At 57.6% G+C, this 21,277-nt stretch carries 20 protein-coding genes; 12 read left to right on the top strand and 8 right to left on the bottom strand.

Annotation, left to right across the window (positions count from 1 at the left end; all coding sequences use genetic code 11):
* The first annotated feature begins 3 nt into the window (after window positions 1–3).
* The 6 genes from AC2FFB_RS18465 to AC2FFB_RS18440 all read left to right on the top strand — a co-directional run bounded on the left by AC2FFB_RS18465 (window position 4) and on the right by AC2FFB_RS18440 (window position 6,828).
* Window positions 4–1,080, top strand: a complete 1,077-nt coding sequence (locus AC2FFB_RS18465; RefSeq protein WP_142637529.1) for a branched-chain amino acid ABC transporter permease — start codon at window positions 4–6, stop codon at window positions 1,078–1,080.
* A gap of 73 nt (window positions 1,081–1,153) precedes the next feature.
* Window positions 1,154–2,437, top strand: coding sequence for an ABC transporter substrate-binding protein (locus AC2FFB_RS18460; RefSeq protein ID WP_142637531.1), 1,284 nt, complete (start codon window positions 1,154–1,156; stop codon window positions 2,435–2,437).
* A 108-nt stretch (window positions 2,438–2,545) separates the two neighbouring features.
* Window positions 2,546–3,379 carry an ABC transporter ATP-binding protein gene (locus AC2FFB_RS18455; protein WP_496690516.1) on the top strand — a complete coding sequence of 278 codons (834 nt, stop codon included), beginning with the start codon at window positions 2,546–2,548 and terminating at the stop codon, window positions 3,377–3,379.
* Window positions 3,380–3,398: 19 nt separating this feature from the next.
* Window positions 3,399–4,619: a phenylacetate--CoA ligase family protein gene (locus tag AC2FFB_RS18450; protein WP_496690515.1), complete on the top strand. Its 1,221-nt coding sequence runs from the start codon at window positions 3,399–3,401 to the stop codon at window positions 4,617–4,619.
* 119 nt (window positions 4,620–4,738) lie between these two features.
* Window positions 4,739–6,406, top strand: coding sequence for an ABC transporter permease (locus tag AC2FFB_RS18445; protein ID WP_281996107.1), 1,668 nt, complete (start codon window positions 4,739–4,741; stop codon window positions 6,404–6,406).
* Between the two features lie 71 nt (window positions 6,407–6,477).
* Window positions 6,478–6,828 (top strand): DUF2794 domain-containing protein, encoded by a 351-nt coding sequence (locus tag AC2FFB_RS18440; RefSeq protein WP_271950694.1) that lies wholly within the window; start codon window positions 6,478–6,480, stop codon window positions 6,826–6,828.
* Here the strand turns inward: AC2FFB_RS18440 and AC2FFB_RS18435 are convergent.
* The 3 genes from AC2FFB_RS18435 to AC2FFB_RS18425 all read right to left on the bottom strand — a co-directional run bounded on the left by AC2FFB_RS18435 (window position 6,825) and on the right by AC2FFB_RS18425 (window position 9,394).
* On the bottom strand, window positions 6,825–7,562 hold the full coding sequence (locus AC2FFB_RS18435) for a C40 family peptidase (RefSeq protein ID WP_281996106.1): 738 nt from the start codon (window positions 7,560–7,562) through the stop codon (window positions 6,825–6,827). The two genes, AC2FFB_RS18440 and AC2FFB_RS18435, sit on opposite strands and share 4 nt — an antisense overlap.
* Window positions 7,559–8,941, bottom strand: coding sequence for a leucyl aminopeptidase family protein (locus AC2FFB_RS18430; RefSeq protein WP_496875277.1), 1,383 nt, complete (start codon window positions 8,939–8,941; stop codon window positions 7,559–7,561). The genes AC2FFB_RS18435 and AC2FFB_RS18430 overlap by 4 nt, the downstream gene beginning before the upstream one ends.
* Before the next feature lie 63 nt (window positions 8,942–9,004).
* Complete coding sequence (locus AC2FFB_RS18425) at window positions 9,005–9,394, bottom strand: hypothetical protein (protein WP_496690522.1); 390 nt, start codon at window positions 9,392–9,394, stop codon at window positions 9,005–9,007.
* A gap of 144 nt (window positions 9,395–9,538) precedes the next feature.
* On the opposite strand from AC2FFB_RS18425, the gene AC2FFB_RS18420 reads away from it, so the two are divergent.
* From AC2FFB_RS18420 to AC2FFB_RS18400, 5 genes are all read left to right on the top strand, one after another.
* Window positions 9,539–10,189: a carbonic anhydrase gene (locus AC2FFB_RS18420; RefSeq protein ID WP_142637545.1), complete on the top strand. Its 651-nt coding sequence runs from the start codon at window positions 9,539–9,541 to the stop codon at window positions 10,187–10,189.
* Between the two features lie 104 nt (window positions 10,190–10,293).
* Entirely contained in the window at window positions 10,294–10,830 is a 537-nt protein-coding gene (locus tag AC2FFB_RS18415) for an SRPBCC family protein (protein WP_496690513.1), read from the top strand.
* A gap of 269 nt (window positions 10,831–11,099) precedes the next feature.
* Complete coding sequence (locus tag AC2FFB_RS18410) at window positions 11,100–12,662, top strand: arylsulfatase (RefSeq protein WP_480489018.1); 1,563 nt, start codon at window positions 11,100–11,102, stop codon at window positions 12,660–12,662.
* Between the two features lie 126 nt (window positions 12,663–12,788).
* The gene (locus tag AC2FFB_RS18405; protein ID WP_170582982.1) at window positions 12,789–13,178 is read left to right on the top strand and encodes a DUF4345 domain-containing protein; all 390 of its coding nucleotides are present in this window, start codon (window positions 12,789–12,791) and stop codon (window positions 13,176–13,178) included.
* A 28-nt stretch (window positions 13,179–13,206) separates the two neighbouring features.
* Window positions 13,207–14,037 (top strand): DUF302 domain-containing protein, encoded by an 831-nt coding sequence (locus AC2FFB_RS18400; protein WP_480476242.1) that lies wholly within the window; start codon window positions 13,207–13,209, stop codon window positions 14,035–14,037.
* A 284-nt stretch (window positions 14,038–14,321) separates the two neighbouring features.
* On the opposite strand, the gene AC2FFB_RS18395 is transcribed toward AC2FFB_RS18400, so the two are convergent.
* From AC2FFB_RS18395 to AC2FFB_RS18385, 3 genes are all read right to left on the bottom strand, one after another.
* The gene (locus AC2FFB_RS18395) at window positions 14,322–15,344 is read right to left on the bottom strand and encodes an aspartate-semialdehyde dehydrogenase (protein ID WP_142637551.1); all 1,023 of its coding nucleotides are present in this window, start codon (window positions 15,342–15,344) and stop codon (window positions 14,322–14,324) included.
* 111 nt (window positions 15,345–15,455) lie between these two features.
* Window positions 15,456–16,490, bottom strand: a complete 1,035-nt coding sequence (locus AC2FFB_RS18390) for a glycosyltransferase family 4 protein (RefSeq protein WP_496875276.1) — start codon at window positions 16,488–16,490, stop codon at window positions 15,456–15,458.
* A 23-nt stretch (window positions 16,491–16,513) separates the two neighbouring features.
* Window positions 16,514–17,686 (bottom strand): MFS transporter, encoded by a 1,173-nt coding sequence (locus tag AC2FFB_RS18385; RefSeq protein ID WP_496875275.1) that lies wholly within the window; start codon window positions 17,684–17,686, stop codon window positions 16,514–16,516.
* A 141-nt stretch (window positions 17,687–17,827) separates the two neighbouring features.
* Between AC2FFB_RS18385 and AC2FFB_RS18380 the strand changes: the two genes are divergently transcribed.
* Window positions 17,828–18,970 (top strand): DUF3095 domain-containing protein, encoded by a 1,143-nt coding sequence (locus AC2FFB_RS18380; RefSeq protein WP_496875274.1) that lies wholly within the window; start codon window positions 17,828–17,830, stop codon window positions 18,968–18,970.
* Here the strand turns inward: AC2FFB_RS18380 and AC2FFB_RS18375 are convergent.
* Together AC2FFB_RS18375 and AC2FFB_RS18370 are read right to left on the bottom strand one after the other, a co-directional pair.
* Window positions 18,967–19,734, bottom strand: a complete 768-nt coding sequence (locus AC2FFB_RS18375) for an HpcH/HpaI aldolase family protein (RefSeq protein ID WP_496875273.1) — start codon at window positions 19,732–19,734, stop codon at window positions 18,967–18,969. The two genes, AC2FFB_RS18380 and AC2FFB_RS18375, sit on opposite strands and share 4 nt — an antisense overlap.
* Before the next feature lie 9 nt (window positions 19,735–19,743).
* Window positions 19,744–21,156 carry a pyridoxal phosphate-dependent decarboxylase family protein gene (locus tag AC2FFB_RS18370; protein WP_496714266.1) on the bottom strand — a complete coding sequence of 471 codons (1,413 nt, stop codon included), beginning with the start codon at window positions 21,154–21,156 and terminating at the stop codon, window positions 19,744–19,746.
* Window positions 21,157–21,277 lie beyond the last annotated feature (121 nt).

The raw sequence follows: 21,277 nt of genomic DNA, 5'->3' as shown, positions 1-21,277 counted from the left end.
GACATGTTTTATCGCGAGGCCGGAGATTTCAAAACCTCTTACGTGGAAGACAGCCAGACCTTTCCGATCAAATTTGACCGGTATCGGTACTATGTGGTGCTGGCAGTGGCATTTGGGATCATTCCATTCATCATCAATGACTACTGGGCGAACGCGCTGCTGCTTCCGTTTCTGATCTATGCGATCGCCGCCATCGGTTTGAATGTATTGGTTGGCTATTGCGGGCAGGTGTCGCTGGGTACCGGTGGGTTCATGGCTGTGGGGGCCTATGCCTGCTACAAGCTGATGACGGCCTTTCCCGAAGTCAGCATGTTCATCCATGTCATCCTTGCGGGCGGGATCACCGCCATTGTCGGTGTTCTGTTCGGATTGCCTTCGCTTCGGATCAAAGGGTTCTATTTGGCCGTGGCCACGCTTGCGGCGCAGTTCTTTCTGGTGTGGCTGTTCAACCGTGTGCCGTGGTTCTACAACTACTCGGCATCTGGGCAGATCAACGCGCCCGAGCGGGATGTGTTCGGCATCATCATCACAGGGCCGAATGCTCCGGCCTGGGCAACTTATCTGTTCTGCCTGATCTTCCTGACCTTCTGCGCCATCATTGCACGGAACCTGACTCGGGGAACGACCGGCAGGACATGGATGGCGATCCGCGACATGGATATCGCGGCCGAGATCATCGGGGTAAACCCGCTCAAGGCAAAACTGACCGCCTTTGCTGTCAGCTCATTTTTTGTGGGTATCGCGGGGGCGCTATTCTTTGCGGTCTATCTGGGCGCGGTTGAGGTTGGCGAAGTCTTTGGCATCCAGAAATCGTTCCTGGTCCTATTCATGGTCATTATCGGCGGATTAGGGTCTATCTTCGGCTCCTTCGCCGGGGCAGCATTCTTGGTATTGCTGCCGGTTGTTTTGAAGGTGGTCGGTGTCGATCTACTGGGCTGGCCCACTGATATCGTCGCGCATCTCAATCTGGTGATCGTCGGCGCACTCATCATCATGTTCTTGATTCTGGAACCGCATGGGCTGGCGCAGCTTTGGCGTGTGGCGAAAGAGAAACTCAGACTCTGGCCGTTTCCGCACTGACGGGCAGGCCCAAAGACAAGACGGGTGCAAAGCCCGAATTCAACATCGGACCAATCAAGGGAGGAGACACCCGATGAAGACGAAACTGGCAACCCTGGCGCTGGGCGCCATGATGGCCGCAGGTCCGGCCATGGCCGACCTTGTGTTCCCGTCGCTCAGCTATCGGACGGGACCATATGCGGCAGGCGGTATCCCGTTTGCTGACGGCTATGCCGATTATTTCACACTGCTCAACGAGCGTGATGGCGGCATCGGAGGTGTTTCAGCCAATGTGATCGAATGCGAAACCGGCTATAACACCGAAAAAGGCGTGGAATGCTATGAATCCACAAAGGGCGAAGGCGCCTTGGTATATCAGCCATTGTCGACCGGCATTACATACCAGCTGATCCCAAAAGTGACCGCAGATGGCATTCCGCTGCACACGATGGGCTATGGCCGGACCTCTGCTGCGAACGGCAAGGTATTCAGCCACGTGTTCAACTATCCGGCCAACTACTGGAACGGAGCGTCGGGCGCGATCAACTATCTGCTGAGCGAAAACGATGGTGACCTGAACGGTAAGAAAATCGCACTGGTCTATCACAACTCGGCCTATGGCAAGGAACCGATCCGCACGCTGGAGACCCTGGCTGAAAAGCACGGGTACGACCTGACGCTGCTGCCTGTTGACCACCCCGGTCAGGAACAGAAATCGCAGTGGCTGCAAATTCGCCGCGAAAAGCCTGATTATGTAATCATGTGGGGCTGGGGCGTGATGAACCAGGTCGCGGTGCAGGAAGCTGCGAACATCCGCTTCCCGATGGAAAACTTCATCGGTGTCTGGTGGTCTGGCGCTGAATTTGACGTGCAGCCCGCGGGCGACAAGGCAAACGGCTATAAGGCACTGACCTTTACCGGGCTGGGCATGGACTATCCGGTCTATGAAGATCTGCAGAAATACGTGGTGGATGCAGGCAAAGCGGCGGGTGCGGGCGATCAGCTTGGCTCGGTTCAGTATAACCGCGGTCTCTATGCCGCCATGCTGGCCGCTGAAGCTGTGAAGACTGCACAGGGAATCCACAATACCGCTGATATCGATGCATCCATGATGCGCGATGGTATGGAGGCGCTGGAAATGACCAACGCCAAGATGGAAGCGCTGGGCATGACCGGTTTCGGGCCTGAATTCTCGGTCTCGTGCGAAAATCACGGCGGACCCGGCCTTGTCGGCGTTGTGCAGTGGGATGCTGCGGCCGGAACCTGGAACCCGGTTCAGGACTTCCAGCCGACCGATGCAGATGTGATCAACACGTTGATCGAAGAAGATTCTGCAGCCTATGCAGCGGAAAACAACATCACACCTGGGTGTGAATAAGTGGCTGGCCCCGGTCTTGATCCGGGGCCGCGAAACTGACCAGAGCGGCGGGTAGCCGCCGCTCTATCCCAACGGTCCCTCTCGGGACAGGCATGAGGACACGCGCTGATGCTGGATGCGGCACAAACCACTGACGTGCAGGAGGAAACCCTGCTTGAGGTCAACAATATCGAGGTGATCTACAATCATGTGATCCTTGTGCTGAAAGGCGTCAGCCTAACGGTGCCCAAAGGGGGCATTACGGCCCTGCTGGGCGGCAACGGGGCAGGCAAGACCACCACACTCAAGGCTGTGTCGAACCTGCTGCATTCGGAACGGGGCGAAGTCACCAAGGGATCAATCAAGTATCGCGGGACCAGCGTGCATGAAAGTGAGCCTGCCGATCTGGTGCAAAAAGGCGTCATCCAGGTGATGGAGGGTCGCCATTGTTTCGAACATTTGACGGTCGAGGAAAACCTGCTGACCGGCGCCTATACCCGCAAAGATGGTAAGGCCGCGATCCAACAGGATCTGGACCTTGTTTACACCTATTTCCCACGTCTGAAGGAACGCCGCCGCAGCCAGGCGGGTTACACGTCGGGCGGAGAGCAACAGATGGTTGCGATGGGTCGGGCGCTGATGTCGCGGCCCGAGACGATCCTGCTGGATGAGCCGTCCATGGGACTGGCCCCGCAGCTTGTCGAAGAGATTTTCAGCATCGTCCAAGATCTGAACGAAAAAGAGGGTGTCTCGTTTCTGCTGGCCGAGCAGAACACCAATGTGGCGCTCAGGTTCGCACATTACGGCTATATACTTGAATCCGGCCGCGTGGTGATGGATGGTCCAGCTGCCGAGCTGCGCGAAAACCCCGATGTTAAGGAATTCTATCTGGGCATGTCGGATGACGGCCGCAAAAGCTTCCGCGATGTGCGCTCATACCGCCGCCGCAAGAGGTGGCTGTAGGCGGATGGAGGATTTGGCGATGACGAAATTCTACGATGCGCTAGAAACCCGCTCGGCCGACCAGCGCGCCTCTGAACAGTCTGAGGCGTTGCAGGTACAGATCGCGCGCGCGAACTCGGCTCCGGGGTTTGCAGCGCATATGGCGGATGTTGATACGGCAGCTGTAAAGTCGCTGGACGACCTTGTGAAGCTGCCAGTTCTGCGCAAGTCCGATATGGCTAAGGCGCAGGCGTCGCGCCCGCCCTTTGGCGGGTTTACCGTCAAACCGGCCCGGCATTTCCATCATGTTTTCCAGTCGCCCGGCCCGATCTATGAGCCCGGCAGCACCGATCACGACTGGTGGCGGATGGGGCGGTTCCTGCACGCAGCAGGTGTCGGGCCCGGAGACATCGTTCAGAACTGCTTTGGCTATCACCTGACCCCGGCGGGCATGATCTTTGAAAGTGGCGCGCGGGCGGTGGGGGCTGCTGTGCTGCCTGCCGGCACCGGCCAAACCGAACTGCAGGTAACCGCCGCGCGCGATGTCGGCTGCACTGCTTATGCGGGCACACCGGATTACCTCAAGGTCATTTTGGACAAGGCCGATGAGATGGGCGTGGCACTGGATTTCGTGACTGCCGTTGTTGGCGGCGGTGCTTTGTTCCCGTCTTTGCGTCAGGAGTACGCCAATCGCGGTATCGCCTGTCTGCAATGCTATGCCACCGCCGATCTGGGCAGCATCGCTTATGAAAGCCCGGCGATGGACGGGATGATCATTGATGAGCATGTCATCGTCGAGATCGTCACCCCCGGAACCGGAAACCCGGTCGCGCCGGGTGAAGTGGGTGAGGTTGTCGTGACCTCACTGAACCCCGATTATCCGCTGATCCGGTTTGCCACCGGTGACCTGTCGGCGGTTCAACCTGGTCAGTCACCTTGCGGTCGTACCAACATGCGCATCAAGGGCTGGATGGGACGCGCGGATCAGACAACCAAGATCAAGGGTATGTTCGTGCGCCCTGAACAGGTCGCGGCGCTGGTCGACAAGCATGATGAAATCGTCAAGGCGCGCGTCATTGCCGCCCGCCAGGGTGAGATGGACACGATGACGGTTCAGATCGAAAGCGCCGGCGGAAATGACTTGGTTTATGCGAAATCCGTCGTCGAGGTGCTGAAGCTGAAAGGCGCGATCGAAGTCGTGGCGCCGGGATCGCTGCCGAAAGATGGTTTGGTGATCGAGGATCAGCGCGTCTACGAATGAAGGCTGTGCAACTCTGCGGCAGTATGTGTCGCAGATTTGTTTCGCTGCCCACTGGTGTTTCCGAGCGTTTTGGTCGATTAAAGACGGACTCTGCGCCTTAGCCAGTTAAAGCCGGGATCATGGCCGATATCGAAATCTCTGAGCACGGACGGCGCAACCGCGGCGCTGTAGGTACACGCCTCGTCGGCGTAGTGGCCTGCCTTGTGGCGGCAGCCTGTCTGTTGCCGATGCTTGCGGTTGTTCTGGCCGCTACGACGGGCGGCACGGATACGGTTTCGCATCTCCTGGAAACTGTTCTGCCCGGCTATGCTATGACGACGCTGATACTGGTCGTGCTGGTGGCCACGGGCACGTTTTCCATCGGCGTGGGCGCAGCTTGGCTCGTGACGATGACGCGGTTCCCTGGCGTGCGCATTCTGGAAATTGCGTTGGTGCTGCCGCTGGCCTTTCCGGCCTATGTGCTGGCCTATGCCTATACATTCATTCTTGATCACCCGGGCATTGTCCAGACCACCCTGCGTCAGGTAACGGGCTGGGGCCCGCGCGACTATTGGTTCCCCGAGATTCGGTCGACCGAGGGTGCGGCGGTGATGTTGATCTTGGTCTTGTATCCTTACGTCTACCTGTTGGCCCGGGCCGCTTTTCTGCAGCAGAGTGCAACGGCCTTTCTGGCAGCGCGCGCGTTGGGCAAAAGTCCGTGGCTGGCCTTTTGGCACGTGTCGCTGCCAATGGCGCGTCCCGCGATTGCGGGTGGCGTGCTGCTTGCCATCATGGAAACCATCGCCGATTTCGGCACCGTGGCCTATTTCGGGGTGCAGACATTTGCCACGGGTATCTATACCAGTTGGTTTTCGATCGGTGATCGGGTGGGTGCGGCGCAGCTGGCGCTCTGCCTTCTGGGCTTTGCGCTGGTCATGGCCGTGGCAGAACGGATGCAGCGCGGGAAGGCCAAATACTATCAGGCAGGCAAAAGCCACGCCTCGCTACCATCCGCCCGGCTGAAGGGCTGGCAAGCGGGCGCGGCTTTTGCCCTGTGTGCCATACCGGTGCTGTTCGGATTTCTGTTGCCGGTGTTCATTCTGGTTCAGATGGGGATGGAGTCCGAACAGAACCTTCTGTCACGGCGCTATCTCGGGTTCATTCAGAATTCGCTGACGCTGGCCGGTGTGGCGGCGTTTGTTACGGTCTTTGCGGCCATCAGCGTTGGGTTCTTCCAGCGATTGCGGCCGGGGAGGGTGTCCTCTGGTGCCGGGTACATGGCGCGGCTGGGCTATGCGGTTCCAGGCGGTGTGATCGCCGTCGGGCTGATGGTGCCTTTTGCCAGTTTCGATAACGCACTGGATGCATGGATGCGGCAGAATTTCGACCTGTCGACCGGGTTGCTTGTTACCGGTTCGATCTGGCTGTTGGTAGCCGCTTATATGGTGCGGTTTCTGGCCGCCGCGCTCAGCGCATATGAGGGAGGGCAGAGCACGGTGCATGCCAATATGGATGCGGCCTCGCGGTCTTTGGGGCAGACGCCGCTAGGGACGTTGCGCCGGGTGCATTTGCCGATTCTGACACCCTCCTTGCTGACAGCTTTGTTGATCGTCTTTGTGGACGTGATGAAAGAGCTTCCCGCGACCCTGATCATGCGGCCTTTCAATTTCGATACGCTGGCGGTGCAGGCCTATAGGCTGGCATCAGACGAGCGGTTAGAGGGCGCTGCTGTGCCCTCGCTGGTCATATTGGCAGTGGGGTTGCTGCCGGTGATCCTGATCTGTCGGCAAGTCGGGCGACAGCGTTAGACTTGACCAAAAAACCACACCTATTTGCGGATGGGCTTGATTCGAACGCGTTTTCCGGCAAGGCTTGAACCATGAACATGCAGCCTCCCAGCCGGTATTCTGCAAACTCGACCCAGATGCCCGTCGCGTTCGATCGGCACGAGATGTCCCAAATCCTTTCTGTCTATGGCCGGATGGTCGCCGCCGGAGAATGGCGCGACTACGGGATTTCGAACCTGTGTGATATGGCGGTGTTTTCCATTTTCAGGCGCACAGCAGAACATCCGATCTATCGGGTTGAAAAGGACCCGCGTCTGCGGGCACGACAAGGGATGTATTCGGTGGTCGGTATGGATGGTCGCATCCTGAAACGCGGTCATGATCTGCGCACGGTTCTGCGGGTATTGGAACGCAAGCTGATACGGTCGGTCGACTTGGATTAGAGCCTTTTATGGGCGGTCACGGGCCCATCGCCCTGTTCCAGAATGCGCGTGATTGCAACATCCATCGGCTCAAAGGTCACGTCCATGTGGAACGCATTTGCGTGCAGCAGCATATTGTCGCCGTAGACCCAGGCCACATGCCCTTTCCAGAACAGCAGATCACCGCGCTGAGCGGGTGTGCCAGGGGTCAGCGCCTGACCCAGATCACGCTCCTGGTCGCCACTATCACCGGGGCAGGGCAGCCCACAAGCCAGCATTCCGGCCTGAACCAGACCTGAACAATCAAGTCCGAACCGGCTGTTGCCGCCCCAAAGATAGGGCGTTCCCAGAAACAGCTCGGCCACGGCGACCGGATCGGTCAGGGTTACGTTGATCTGTTTGGCGTGTATGGCCGGGATAAAGCCTAGTTCCGTCTCAAGAAATCCATTCTGTTCGGACAGGGCCTGAACCTTGCTGCCAAAGCTTAACGAGGTTCGGTCCCGGGATTTCATCGCGGGCTGCTCATAAGCATGGGTTGAGGGCGCGGTGATCCAATGGGTGGCAGGCAATTCGGGAGCCAGACAGTCTGACCGGACCCAGCCCGCATAGCCGTCCTTGTCCGAGGTGATCCGGCTCCAGCCCTTGTTCTCTTCATGCGTGCAAACACCATCCCCATACAAAAGCTGGCGATCTCGCGGCCCGTCCGGGGCGCGCAACAGGTCGATGACCGGTTGTATGATGCGGTGCCGGGTCATATGCCCAAAATCTCAGGCAGGGCCGTCAGAAGGGCGCGGGGCCCCTGACCGAACCCGCCCTTGCTGCGTCCGGGTTCCTTGCTGCGCTGCCACGAGAAGATGTCGAAATGCATATAGGGGCTGTCACCGACAAATCTGCGCAGGAACAGCGCGGCGGTGATCGAACCGGCAAAACCACCCGCCGGTGCGTTATCCAGGTCCGCAATACCGGGTTCAATCAGGCCCTCATAGGGGTCGTGGAAAGGCATGCGCCAGACCGGATCGGCCGCTTTGCCCGCTGCGCGGGTCAAGGCGTTCGCCGCAGTATCGCTGTCGGTATAGAACGGCGCCAGATCGCTGCCCACCGCCACACGTGCCGCCCCGGTCAGTGTCGCCATCGAGATTACCAGATCCGGTTCGCCCTCATCCGCCAGCGCCAATGCATCGGCCAGAACCAAGCGCCCTTCGGCATCGGTATTATTGATCTCAACCGTCAGCCCCTTGCGCGAGGTCAGGATGTCGCCGGGCCGGAAGGCGTTGCCCGCAACGGAATTCTCTACTGCCGGGATCAGCACGCGCAGCTGCACGGGCAGCTCTAGGGCCATGATCATCCGGGCTAGCCCCAATACATTTGCGGCCCCGCCCATATCTTTCTTCATCAGCCCCATCGAGGCGCCGGGTTTCAGGTTTAGCCCTCCAGTGTCAAAGCAGACGCCCTTACCGACAAGGGTCAGCTTTGGGCCTGTCACGCCCCAGTTCATCTCAATCAGACGGGGCGCTTGTGCGGCGGCGCGGCCAACCGTGTGGATCATGGGGAAGTTCTGCTCTAGCAGGGCGTCGCCCAGAACAACCTCGAAAGAGGCGCCGAATTCCTGTGCCAGGGCTTCGGCTGCGCTATGAAGCTGTTCCGGCCCCATATCAGAGGCCGGTGTATTGACCAGATCGCGGGTCAAGGCCTCGGCCCCGGCCAGAATTTCAAGCCGGGCTGCGTCGATACCATCGGGTGCAACCAATCGGGCCTTGGCCGGGGATTGGCTGGCATAGCGGTCAAAGGCATAGCCGGTCAGCAACCACCCCAGGCATTCGGTTTCGAGATCCGCTTGGTCTATGCCCGATGCGATGTGATATGTGCCTTCGGGCAGGGCTTCGGCGGCGGCGGCCAGCGGAAACCGCTTGCGGGCCCGACCTGTGGCTGTGCCATACCCCGCCAAAGCAGACTGTACCGCACCGTCAGCGCCGGGAATCAGTAAGACCTGACCCAGTGCACCAGTAAATCCACTGATCTTGGCCCAGGTCGTCACGGCTTCGGGCTGACCCGCCAGCCAGTCGTCCAGATCCGGCTGGGCAATGACTTGAAGGGGGACAGATGCGTCCGACGATGGAGCGAAAGACAGGGTCATGGAAATCTCGACTGTTGTGGCTTATGCCCAACCTAGCCGTCCATGGACCGTCCGCAAGCCCTGTCAGACCGAAAGATCTTGCTGATCCCAGATCACGGTCAGCGATTTCTCACCCACCCTGATCAGCCGCGACAGCGTGGCCCCGGCGGCGACCGAGTCGCCCGCGTCCACATTCTGCGCCACATCATTGGCCACACAGGCCAGCGCCATCATTCCGATCTGTTCGGCAATGGCCACAATGGATCGCGCACATTTGCGCAGCCCGGCCCAGTCACGCTGTCTCCAGAACCGCTCGCAATTCGACAGGCGCACCGCCAATTCCTCGACCGTGCGACACAGCACGTCCAACGCGTTTTTCTCACCCAGTTGTCGATACAGCCCATTCAGACGATCCGAATCCAGCCGCACTGTTTCTTTGTGTTCAAGCGTGACGATCTTTTCCACCACATTCACCCCAATTCTATACGCCCCCACGGCATAGCCCGAATGTGGTGCGCAATTCCTTTGCAAAACCTTGCCATGGGGCAGGATAATGGCTCGAATTTTCTTCGAATTCAGGTTACAGCAGTCCACCGAGACATGAACAGGGACACAAGAATGGAATTCGCCAAACCTTTGCCAAACTATCTGGTCAATCGGTATCATGGCTGGAAAGCCACCACATATTCGGAAAACCAGGTCTGGTATCGCCGCCTGGCCACCGAAGGACAGCGTCCGCGGGCCATGGTGATTTCCTGTTGCGACAGCCGGGTTCATGTCACCTCGATTTTTGGGGCGGATCAGGGTGAGTTCTTTATTCACCGCAACATTGCAAACCTGGTTCCGCCTTATGCGCCCGACGGTGATCATCACGGCACCAGTGCTGCCATCGAATACGCGGTGACCGCGCTGAAAGTGGCGCATCTGATCGTGCTGGGCCATTCCCAATGCGGTGGTGTGCAGGGCTGTATCGACATGTGCAAGGGCCAGGCACCACTACTGGAAGCCAAAGAAAGCTTTGTTGGTCGCTGGATGGATATCCTCAAACCAAAATATGATCTGGTTGCCGATATCGAAGACAGCACCGACCAAGCACGCCAGTTCGAACGGCAGGCGGTTGTTGCTTCGCTCGAAAACCTGATGACCTTCCCCTTCATCTCCGCGGCGGTAGAGAGCGGCTCGCTCAGCCTGCACGGTTTGTGGACAGATATCGGTGAAGGTGGCCTTCAGTGTTATGATCCCGGCGAAAAGAAATTCGTGGTCGTCTGACCCGGCGGATTTTCGACGATTTCAGGCAGCGCGGATCAGACTACTGATTCCGCGCTGTTTTTTTGATAAGTTTGGGATGTCATTTTAGGGATTCGGAGCATTCCATGCGATTGATCAAACGTGTTCTTGTCACTTTGCTAGTCTTGATTCTGGTTCTGGTAGGGGTGTCCTTTATATTGCCAGGCAAAGCAGAAGTTTCGCGTAGCATCACGATTGATGCGCCGCCCGAGGTCATCTTTCCTTATGTCAACTCCATGCAGGAGACCGAGAAATGGTCGCCATGGTTATCTCGTGATGCCGAGACGAAGCTGACCTATGGCGGGCCTGATTCTGGGGTCGGGAATGTGCTGAACTGGTCGTCGGATCACCGGCAGGTCGGCACCGGTTCGCAAGAGATCACCGAAAGCGTTGAAAACCAGATGGTCAGAACCGCCTTGGATTTTGGTCCAATGGGCACTGCCATTGCCATGTTTGAACTGCAGCCGGAGGGCAGCGGCACCAAAGTGACCTGGGGGTTTGAATCCGAATTGGGTATGAATCCCATGTCCCGCTGGATGGGGCTGATGATGGATAAATGGGTTGGCGGAGATTACCAGCGCGGGTTGGATAATCTGAAAACGCTGGTCGAGGGGCAGGGGTGATTTAGAGGACCCCGAGGTGTATTCGAATGGCGGCTTTGAGCCCGTTGCAGCCCCAGTGAGACAACCTTAATGCTGCAAGCGCATTCGACCGCACTCAGCCCAAACCGGACATTCAACCCAGGACTTTGCAATTCCGGCTTGGCGGGCTTTTTGGTCGAAGAAATTTCTTGCACCAAGGTGCTGAGCCCAAAAAGTTAACAAATCAGACCGTTCCTCTAAGCCGATGTTTTTCCTATGGTTGGTAAGAAGTACCAAGTCGGGAGGTCTTAATGAACAAGCTTATCTCAGTAACGGGTGCCGTCTGCTTTGCTTTCACTGGAGCTTGGGCCGACGAACATACCCCGCCCAACATTCTTGTCATCATGGCAGATGACGTAGGTTGGGCGAGCGTCGGCGTTTACCACGGAGGTGTCAAAAGCATCGAGACGCCGAACTTGGATCGCCTCTCCTCTGAGGGTGCTCGTCTCACAGATTATTATGCCGAGCCAAGTTGTACTGCCGGTCGATCAGCTTTCATGACCGGACAATTGCCAATACGGACTGGTATGCACACGGTTGGACTGCCGGGAGATCCGGTAGGTTTAAACCCAGATGACCCAACGCTTCCGATGTTCCTGAAAAAGTTGGGGTATACGACGGGGCAGTTCGGAAAAAACCATCTAGGCGACCTCAATGAGTTCCTACCGACTGCAAAAGGTTTCGACGAGTATTGGGGTTGGCTCTATCACTTGAATGCTATGGAATATACGTCTGATCCGGATTGGCCAGACGACCCAGAATTCAACGCGCAATTTGCGCCTCGCAACATCATTCATTCATTTGCAACAGAGGAGGTAGACGAAACAGTCGACCCGCGATTTGGAAAAGTCGGGAAGCAGCGCATTATTGATGACGGGCCTGCGCCTCCTGAGCGCCAAAAGACTTTGGATGACGAAGTGACATCTTACACGAAGGACTTCATTTCTCGTGCAGTAGAGTCGGACACTCCGTTTTTTGTCTGGATGGCTCCAGCCCGTGCACACGTCTGGACCCACCTCAGCCCCGAATACGAAGCTATGTTGGGCAATGGGCGCGGACTTCAGGATGTTGTCATGAAGGAGTTGGACAACAACGTTGGTAACGTTCTCAGCCACCTTGAGGATCTGGGAGTCGCCGATAATACCATAGTGATGTTCACCGCAGACAATGGCCCGGAAACACTGACGTGGCCTGATGGTGGTACGACACCGTTTCATGGGGAAAAGGGTACTACTTGGGAAGGTGGCTTTAGAGTTCCTGCGATTATTCGCTGGCCGGGCAAAATTCCAGAAGGTCAAGTCTTGAATGGCATCTTCAGCGGAATGGACTGGATGCCAACATTTGTAGCTGCGGCTGGAGGTCCGACAGATCTAAGAGAAAAGCTCCTAGAGGGATATGAAGGCTATAAAGTGCATCTCGATGGCTACAATCAACTATCTTACCTGACGGGTGAGGATGAAGAGAGCAATCGCCGCGAGCTGATTTACTATCAGGGTACAGACCTCCAAGCAGTACGCTACAACGATTGGAAAGCGCACTTTGTCGTTCAAAACCACGGCTGGTCAGGCCCGAAGGAAGAATTGGTCGCCCCCTTGCTTTTCAACCTCCGCCGCGATCCCTACGAAAAAGCTGCGGAGGAAAGCGGTATGTACGTCCGCTGGATGGGTGAGAAAATGTGGGCATTCGGCCCAGCCGCCCGGTTAGTGCAGGCACATCTCGCTACTTTCGAGGAGTTCCCTCCGCGCGGGAAGCCGGTCGCCAATCAAGACCATGTTGAAGAACAAACATCAACCGAAGGCGGCATCTCTCAGTAGAGGAAGCGAGGCAACCAATACGCCTTTCCCACCGCAGCGTGGGCATCCGGCTCGGATCATCGGATGCCCAAAATAACCGACTAGGAATTTCGCAAAAAGCGAAACCTCTACGAGAAGGAGTCCTCCATGAGTGCTAGATTAGTCCTTCTGCTTGCTGCCGTCGGCCTCGTGCCAATTGCGTTGTCATACGGTCTGATGCCCGGCCGTTCGATCCCAGTTTTGCTGGGATTTCCAGTGGAAGGGACGAACCTGACGCATGTTTTCCGAGCGATTATGGGTCTTTACATGGCAAACGCTCTGTTTTGGTTGGCGGCTGCTTCGAAACCAGAGTTACAACGCCCCGCGCTGTGGGTTCTATTTTTGTTTATGTCAGGACTGGCCGTTGGGCGCATACTAAGCATCCTTATCGATGGAGTTCCGAACGGGGTACTTCTCTTTTATCTTGCAGCCGAGATAGCTTTTGCAGCTCTGGCGGCGGTTTCTCTGAAAAAAGTACGAGGAAACAGGAAGTGGTAAAATGGTGAGGTCTGGCTTTGTTTTCTCGATGATCGCAACTTTATCAGTTTCGGCATCCGCTTTTGCACAATCTTCATCTGTCCAGACCGCGGTGGACGAAAACTTCTTAGAGCTTGAGACTGCCGTTTCCGAAGCGGGAGCTGCTCCAATCGCATCGATAGATCACGCGCGCCTGGCCAAGGCCGAAGGCGTCGAAATGCCAGCATCTCGTGTACTCGTTTTCTCTGATCCAGAGGTAAACACACCTATACTGGAGGAGAACGTACGTGCAGGTCTGGACCTTCCTTTTCGCGTTCTTTCATTCGATCAGGATGGTCGACCGCAGATCGAATACACAGACTCTCAGTTTCTCAAAGTTCGGCATGGTCTAATCAATACCCAAGCGTTGAATGCATTTGAGAACAAGTTGCTCGAAGTCCTGAACGACTTGGATGCAGCACCAGCGCCGACCAAAGGATTAGTTGCAAACCATGGCATCATCGAATTGCGATCTGAGCTCAGCGTTCCAGAGGCAGTGGAACGTGTCAGGACAGCTGTGATGGGACAGGACGATACAGTCTGGTTTGGGGAGATCGATTTTGCGGCCGAAGCGTCCCAACTGGGGACGGAGCTGCCGGATGCTGTTCTCTTGCTATTCGGCGGACCAGCGCCCGGTGGTGTGGCTATGGCGGACTTTCCGGCAATTGGTTTGGATGCCTTTTGCCAAAAACTATTGGTTTACGCGAATGAAGAAGGCGGCTCCGTAGTCATTTTCAATGACATCGCTGCTTTGGCGGAGTTGCACTACGGTTCTTCAGCCGAACCTCATCACGGTTTGAACAAACGGCTGACGGAGACATTTCGCAAGGCAATTGAGTAGCCGCTGTTAGGAAAACGCAAAAAACCTTTGCCGATTGGCCATCTTTTCGTCGTCCGCTTTGGGTTGATTTCAGCGGTTCTCAACGCAACAGGCCTACCACGCTTTGGGCCGTTCGTTAAACTTTGCAAAGGCCGCTTTCTGCGCGTATCAGCCGTGCCGGGCGGTTCACAATGCACCCGCAGCGAACAGCCGGAAAGTCCGCCTTGCCGACGTTCAATAAAAAAACCCCCCGCTGACCATGCAGCGGGGTTTACTTAATCAATGCTAAGGGTTGTGCGTATCGCTCACCCCTTCTTCAGGACCTCACGGCCCAGCAATTCGGCGATTTGTACCGCGTTCAGCGCTGCGCCCTTGCGCAGGTTGTCACTGACGCACCACAGGTTCAGGCCATTCTCGATGGTTGAATCCTGACGGATGCGGCTGATGAAGGTGGCGAAATCACCTGCGCATTCGATCGGCGAGACGTAGCCGCCCGGTTCGCGCTTATCGATCACCATGATACCTGGTGCTTCGCGCAGGATATCGCGGGCTTCGTCTTCGTCCAAGAATTCCTCGAACTCGATATTCACGGCCTCAGAGTGGCCGACGAATACCGGTACGCGGACGCAGGTGGCTGTGACCTTGATCGACGGGTCGACGATCTTTTTGGTCTCGACAACCATCTTCCACTCTTCCTTGGTCGAGCCGTCTTCCATGAAGACGTCGATCTGCGGAATGACGTTGAAGGCGATCTGCTTCTGGAACTTGTTCGGCGGAACTTCGGTGGTGGGGTTGTAGATGGCTTTGGTCTGATCCCACAGCTCATCCATCCCTTCTTTGCCCGCGCCGGAAACCGACTGATAGGTCGACACGACGACGCGCTTGATCTTGGCGCGATCATGCAGCGGTTTCAGCGCGACAACCATCTGCGCGGTCGAGCAGTTGGGGTTGGCGATGATGTTCTTGTTCTTATAGTCGTGGATCGCCTCGGGGTTACATTCCGGCACGATCAGCGGAATTGCAGGGTCATAGCGATACAGGGACGAGTTGTCGATCACCACGCAGCCAGCCGCCGCCGCCTTGGGGGCGTAGACCTTGGTCGCCTCGGATCCCACAGCAAACAGTGCCATGTCCCAGCCGGTGAAATCAAACGTGTCCAGGTCTTTGGTCGTGAGTGTCTTGTCGCCAAAGCTTACTTCGGTTCCCAGCGACCGACGGCTTGCCAGCACGGCAAGTTCATCGATGGGGAACTGGCGTTCTGCCAGAATGTTCAGCATTTCGCGGCCCACATTACCTGTGGCGCCGACGACTACGACGCGATAGCCCATTTCATGTCTCCAAAGTTAAGGACGCGCGTTCATAGCCGCGTTGCAGCAAAGAAAAAAGAGGTTTCACGGGATATTTCCCCCAATGACACCGATTTGACGCGGTGCATCGCCTCAGGCGTCGGTTAGAAGCCGTTCATAGAGCGCCACCAAGGTCTTTGCCTCGCCGTAGATGTCGAAATTCTGTTCCACATGGACGCGGGCGGCGCTGCCGGATAGCGCCAGCGACTCGGGGTTCGACAGCATTTCAGCGGCGGCATCAGCCAGGGCGGGAATGTTCCCCGGTTCGACCACATGGCCCAGTGAGGGGTCGGTCACGATCTCTGCAAAGGCACCGACATCGGTTGCCACCACAGGCACGCCGCAGGCCATCGCCTCGAGCGGGGTCAGACCAAAGCCTTCCCAGCGTTGTGGCGCGATGAACAAGTCCAGCACCTGGTACCACTCGGCGATCTGATCCACAGTGACCTCGGGTTTGAATAGGATGCGGTCAGACAGGCCCGCCTTGGCGACCTTGTCTTTCAACTCGGCCAGAAAGCCGGTGTGTTTTTCGGTCGCGCGGCCCATGACGATGCCATGGACGTCTTCGAAACGGCCACAAAGGTCGATCATCGCATCGACGAAAGCATCGGTGCCTTTCTGATGCCGGATACGGCCATAGCACCCAAGCAGCAGACCACCGGGCAGGCCGAGTTTGCCCCGCAGGGCGGCTTTGTCCGCGGGCGGGGTGAAATTCTGCAGGTTGATGCCATGCATGATTACCTGCGCGTCCCGCTCAAGATATCCGGCGGTTTTGCGCGAGGTGGCAACCACCGCGTCCATCTGGTCGATCAGCCATTTGGTATAGCCCGTATGCGACCGCTGCGAGGCGCTGGTGAATAGCAGTTTCAGGCGCAGACGAAAGACATTGCGCAGGAACAGGCCCAACAGCATCTCGGTATTGCGTCGCGCATGCCAGACGCGCGTGGTCTTGCGCGACAGAAAGGGCAGGCGGCCCAGCGGGATATGGGGCAGGTCGGCTGGAAGGCCCGGTCCGGTGGCGGCGATGTCGATCCATTGCACCTGCAAAGGCACCAGCCGCGCAATCGTCGCGGTCACGCCGGACAGCCTGCGTTTGAGGTTGGGTGCGATGACAACAGGGTCGGACATGGGCTCTCCCGATGGTTCCAGCGTCAGTCAACGCTGTCGCGGCTGAATAGGTAAATCACGCATCCAATGGCAAGCGTGACTGCAAAAAAGCCGAATATCGCTGTGTAGGGCGCGGTTGGACTGATGTCCACTGTCGCGGCATGGACGCGGCCGGTGACAAGTTGCGCCAGTCCCACTCCGCCGATGCCGAACAGATTCAACAGGGTCATGCCACGCCCGACCAGATGCGGTGGCACGAAGGCGCGGCCATGGGCCATGATGACCGGAAAGCTGGCGCCCATGAAACCGATCACCGCCATCAGACTTACTGACACCCAGACCGCCAAGTCGATCCACAGGCACAACAGCCCCAGCGCCGCCGCACCCAAGGCATTGCCGCCAAAGATCACCCATTTCCGTGTTCCCAGCAGCCGGTCCAGTGGCCCATAGGCAAAGGTGCCGGCAATCATAGCCGCCCCCATGACCAGCGTCGCGGTTCCGATCTGCGTAGTGCTGAGGGCGAAAACGTCGTTCAGATATGGACCTGCCCACAGGCCTCGTGTCGCAGCCGCGGGGGCGTAGGCCACCAGCATCAGCGGCAGGATGGCCCACAGGGCAGGTTCTTTCAGCAGGTCCAGCACTGACCCGCGATGCTCGGTCTCAACCGGTTTGGGGTCGTGAACGCTGATCCAGATGCCCGCTGCGATAATGGCCGAAACGACGGCCAGTGTAGCCATTGTGGCGCGCCAGCCCATCAGTTCGACCGCAAGTGCTGTGGGGTAGGAGGCCACAAGATTGCCGACCGACCCAACGCCCAGCATGATGGCTGCTAGCGTGGCAAAGCGGGCGGGCGGGTATTCGCGGGCAAAGATGTAATAGGATGCCATCAGAACGGGCGAGCACCCGACTCCGATCAGCCCCATCGCGATTGCGATATGAAACGGGGTGCTGGCCACTGCAAACAACGTAGCGCCGCCCGCGCCGCCTGCCAGCAACAAAACCGCAGCCGTCAAACGCGGCCCGATCCGGTCCAGCGCCCAACCCACTGGCAGTTGCATGGCGGCAAAGACCAGAAACCAAAGCCCCGAAGCAAAGGCCAGATCTTCGGGCCTTGCCCCGATGTCACGCCCCAGATCGACGCTGAGCACGGCAAGAAAGGCACGAAAAAATTGGCTGAGCACATAGCCCAGACACAGAACCACCAGTCCGGTTTTCATGAGACGCCTCTTTCGCCCAACCCGCCAGCAAATGCTTGGCATGTCCCCGTGATATGTACAAGCGCGTGTGCTATGATGTTTTCAGCGGACATCGAACAAATTTGGGCTATCTGAAGGTCTATTCATATTGTCGAGGAACCAATGAAAGATGCACAGGCCGCATTTTATGACAGCCTTCCGCTGTTGCGGGACTTTAACAATCTGACCGATCCTGAACGCTTTACCGCGGTGCCGACGGAATGGGTTCTTGGTGTCGCAGATGTCGTGGATTCCACCGGTCAGATAGAGCGGGGACGATACAAGGCCGTGAACATGGTTGGGGCCGCGGTGATCTCGGCCATGATCAATGCGCTTCGCGGGCAAGAATTTCCCTATGTCTTTGGGGGTGATGGTGCCGGGTTCGCCGTACCGGCAAGCGCGGCAGAGGCAGCACGTAGCGTTCTGGCCGATTTGCGGCGCTGGGCAGAAGAAGAGTTCTCGATCGCGTTGCGTGGGGCCGTCGTGCCCGTCGCCGAAATCCGGCAGGCGGGCAAGGATCTTCGGGTTGCGCGTTACGCGCCATCCGAGGGGGTGGATTATGCAATGTTCTCGGGCGGTGGTCTGGCCTGGGCCGAGGCCGAGATGAAAGCAGGCCGGTTTGAGGTTCCGTACGCAGCCCCTGGGGCGCTGCCGGATTTGACCGGGCTGTCCTGCCGCTGGTCCAACAGCAAGGCGCAGAATGGTCAGATTGTCTCGGTGGTGGTTCAGCCAACTGCCCGCGCTACCGAGACCGATTTCGCCGACCTGTCAAGGGCTGTTCTAGTGGCCGCTGAAGGATTGGACCGGTCCGGCCACCCGATGCCGGAAAGCGGCCCTCCGATCCGCTGGCCTCCGCCTGGTTTGGCGCTGGACGCCCATGTTTCCCGTGCGGGTCGCAATCTGTTGGTACAGAAACTCAAGCTGTTGGCGCAGAATTTGATGATCGCACTGCTGTTCAAATCTGGAAAGCGATTGGGTAATTTCGAGCCTGGTCACTACAAGCGCACGGTCAGTCGCAATGCGGATTTCCGCAAATTCGATGACGGTCTTAAAATGACGCTGGATTGTGACCCGGCAACCTTGAAGCAAATTCAGACCGTTCTTGAACAGGCTCGGAAACAGGGCAGCATCCACTATGGCTTGCATGCACAGGACGAGGCGATGATGACCTGCTTTGTCCCCTCGGCCACCCGTGACGATCACGTACATTTCGTCGATGGTGCCTCGGGCGGGTATGCTCAGGCGGCCTCGGCGATGCGGGCTTAGGCCTTCCACCTTGCGGCCAGGGCACGCGCCGCCTGTGTCAGAAGCATCACGTCGATCCCCACCGCCTGGAACTGGGCGCCCATGTCCTTATAGGCCTGCGATGCCTCATCCGTGACACCAAGAATGCCCGGGGCTTTGCCTGCTGCAACGATGCGCTTCATCGCGTCGGCGATCACCGCCTGGACCTCGGGCGCGGCGCTGTTTCCCTGAAAACCCATGTCAGTGGACAGGTCAGACGGACCGATAAACACGCCATCCACGCCTTCTACCTGTGCAATGGCATCCAATGCGGCGATACCGGCGCGGTTTTCCACCTGTAACAGCAGACATATCTGATCGTCTGCGGTCTGAATGTAGTCCTGAACCGTTCCGTATTGCGTTGCGCGTGAGGCCATCGCGCCGACGCCCCGCACACCTTGGGGCGGATAGCGGCAGGCACGTACCAGATCGCGCGCCTGTTCAGCACTTTCCACCATCGGTACCAGGATTGTCTGAGCACCTGCGTCCAGCACCATCTTGATCAATGCGGTGTCGCCCACCGGGATTCGCACGACGGGATGTGTCGGACTGGTGGCCAGCGCGATCAGCTGATCCCGGATGGACCGGATATCATTCGGCGCGTGCTCACCGTCGATCACCAGCCAGTCGAATCCGGCAGTGCCCATGATCTCGGCTGTTACCGCCTCAGCAAAGCTGGACCAACAACCAATCAGATGGTCGCCGTTTTTCAGGGCTTGTTTGAACGTGTTGACGGGTGCGGACATGTGGAACCTCTAGTTTAGCGAGCGGGCGATTTCAGTGATCACGTCAAATGCCATTTGGACGTCTGCCTGCGTGGTCTCAAACTGACCGGCCTGAAAGCGGATCACCAAGTCGCCATCAACGCGGGTTTGAGTCAAGTAAATGCGGCCATCATCATTGATCGCATTGACCAGCCGTAGGTTCAGATCGTCCAGATCGGTTGATCCAGGGGGGGCATAGCGGAATGTCCACAATGACCACATAGGGTTAGTGGTGATTTCGAAATCGGATTCAGCTTTCAGCCGGTCATGCAGAGCCACTGACCATGTTATATGATTGCGCAACCTTTCACGTAGCCCTTCCAGACCATAGGCGCGGATGACGAACCACAGTTTCAGGGCTCGGAACCTGCGGCCCAGCGGTACCGACCATTCAGAATAATTTATGATCCCGTCCTTGCCGTGGGTCTTCAGGAATTCCGGGCTGATCGCGAGTGTCCGTACCAGATCATCGGGGTCCTTCAGAAAATGGGCGCAGCAATCGAACTGAACACCCAGCCATTTATGCGGGTTGAACACGATGCTGTCGGCTTGCTCGACTCCCTCCCAGTAATGGCGGTATTCGGGGCATATCATGGCCGAGCCAGCCCAAGCTGCATCGACATGCGAATATAGCCCGTATTTTTGCGCAATCTTCAGACATTCCTCTACCGGATCGGTCGCGCCGGTTCCGGTGCCGCCGACGCAGAGGATCACGCCGGTTGGTTGATAACCAGAGTCTAAATCGGCTTGGATTGCTGTTTCCAGCGCCTGTGGGTCCATCCCGCGCCAGTCGCCTTGTATGGGCACCCGCACCAGATTTTCCTGCCCGATCCCCGCAACCCATATGGCGCGATCAACCGAGGTATGGACTTCGGCCGAGCAATATACGCGCAGCGGTTTCTGTCCGAACAACCCATGTTGGTTGCCCTGCCAATTCAGCGCCTTTTCCCGCATGGTCAGCACAGCGGCCAGGGTCGCGGACGAGGCGGAATCCTGAATGACACCTGCAAAGCCCGTGGGCAGATCCAGGGCCTGCCGCAACCAATCCATCATCCGCGTCTCCATCTCGGTCGCGGCGGGGGATGTCTGCCACAACATGCATTGCGGAGCGATGGCGCTGGTTAGAAACTCGGCCAGAACCGACGGGGCCGAGGCGTTTGCATTAAAATAGGCAAAAAAGCGAGGATGTTGCCAATGGGTAATCCCAGGCATCACGATCTGTTCGAAATCGTGAAAGATTTCCTCCATCGCCTGGGAGCGCTCGGGAGGGCGCGCGGGTAAGGCGTTAAGAATATCACCGGGTTCCGTTCTGGCCCGAACCGGATTGTCGCCGACAGTCAGATGGTAATCCTGTGCCCACTCAGCAATCTTGGCGCCCCAATCCGAGAATTCATCCCAGTTCATTTTATCTTCCAATCTTCTCTGAACACCGCTTTCGATCCTGTGCCAGTGATGAATATCCGGGTTGAAACGTCAACGCCCTTTGCAGGAATCCAGTGGTCTGAGATTTATCTGAACATGTTTC

This window comes from Ruegeria sp. YTSA219 (assembly GCF_059609985.1).
The sequence above is the reverse complement of the archived record's forward strand: the minus strand, read 5'-3'. Positions and strand labels throughout refer to the sequence as shown.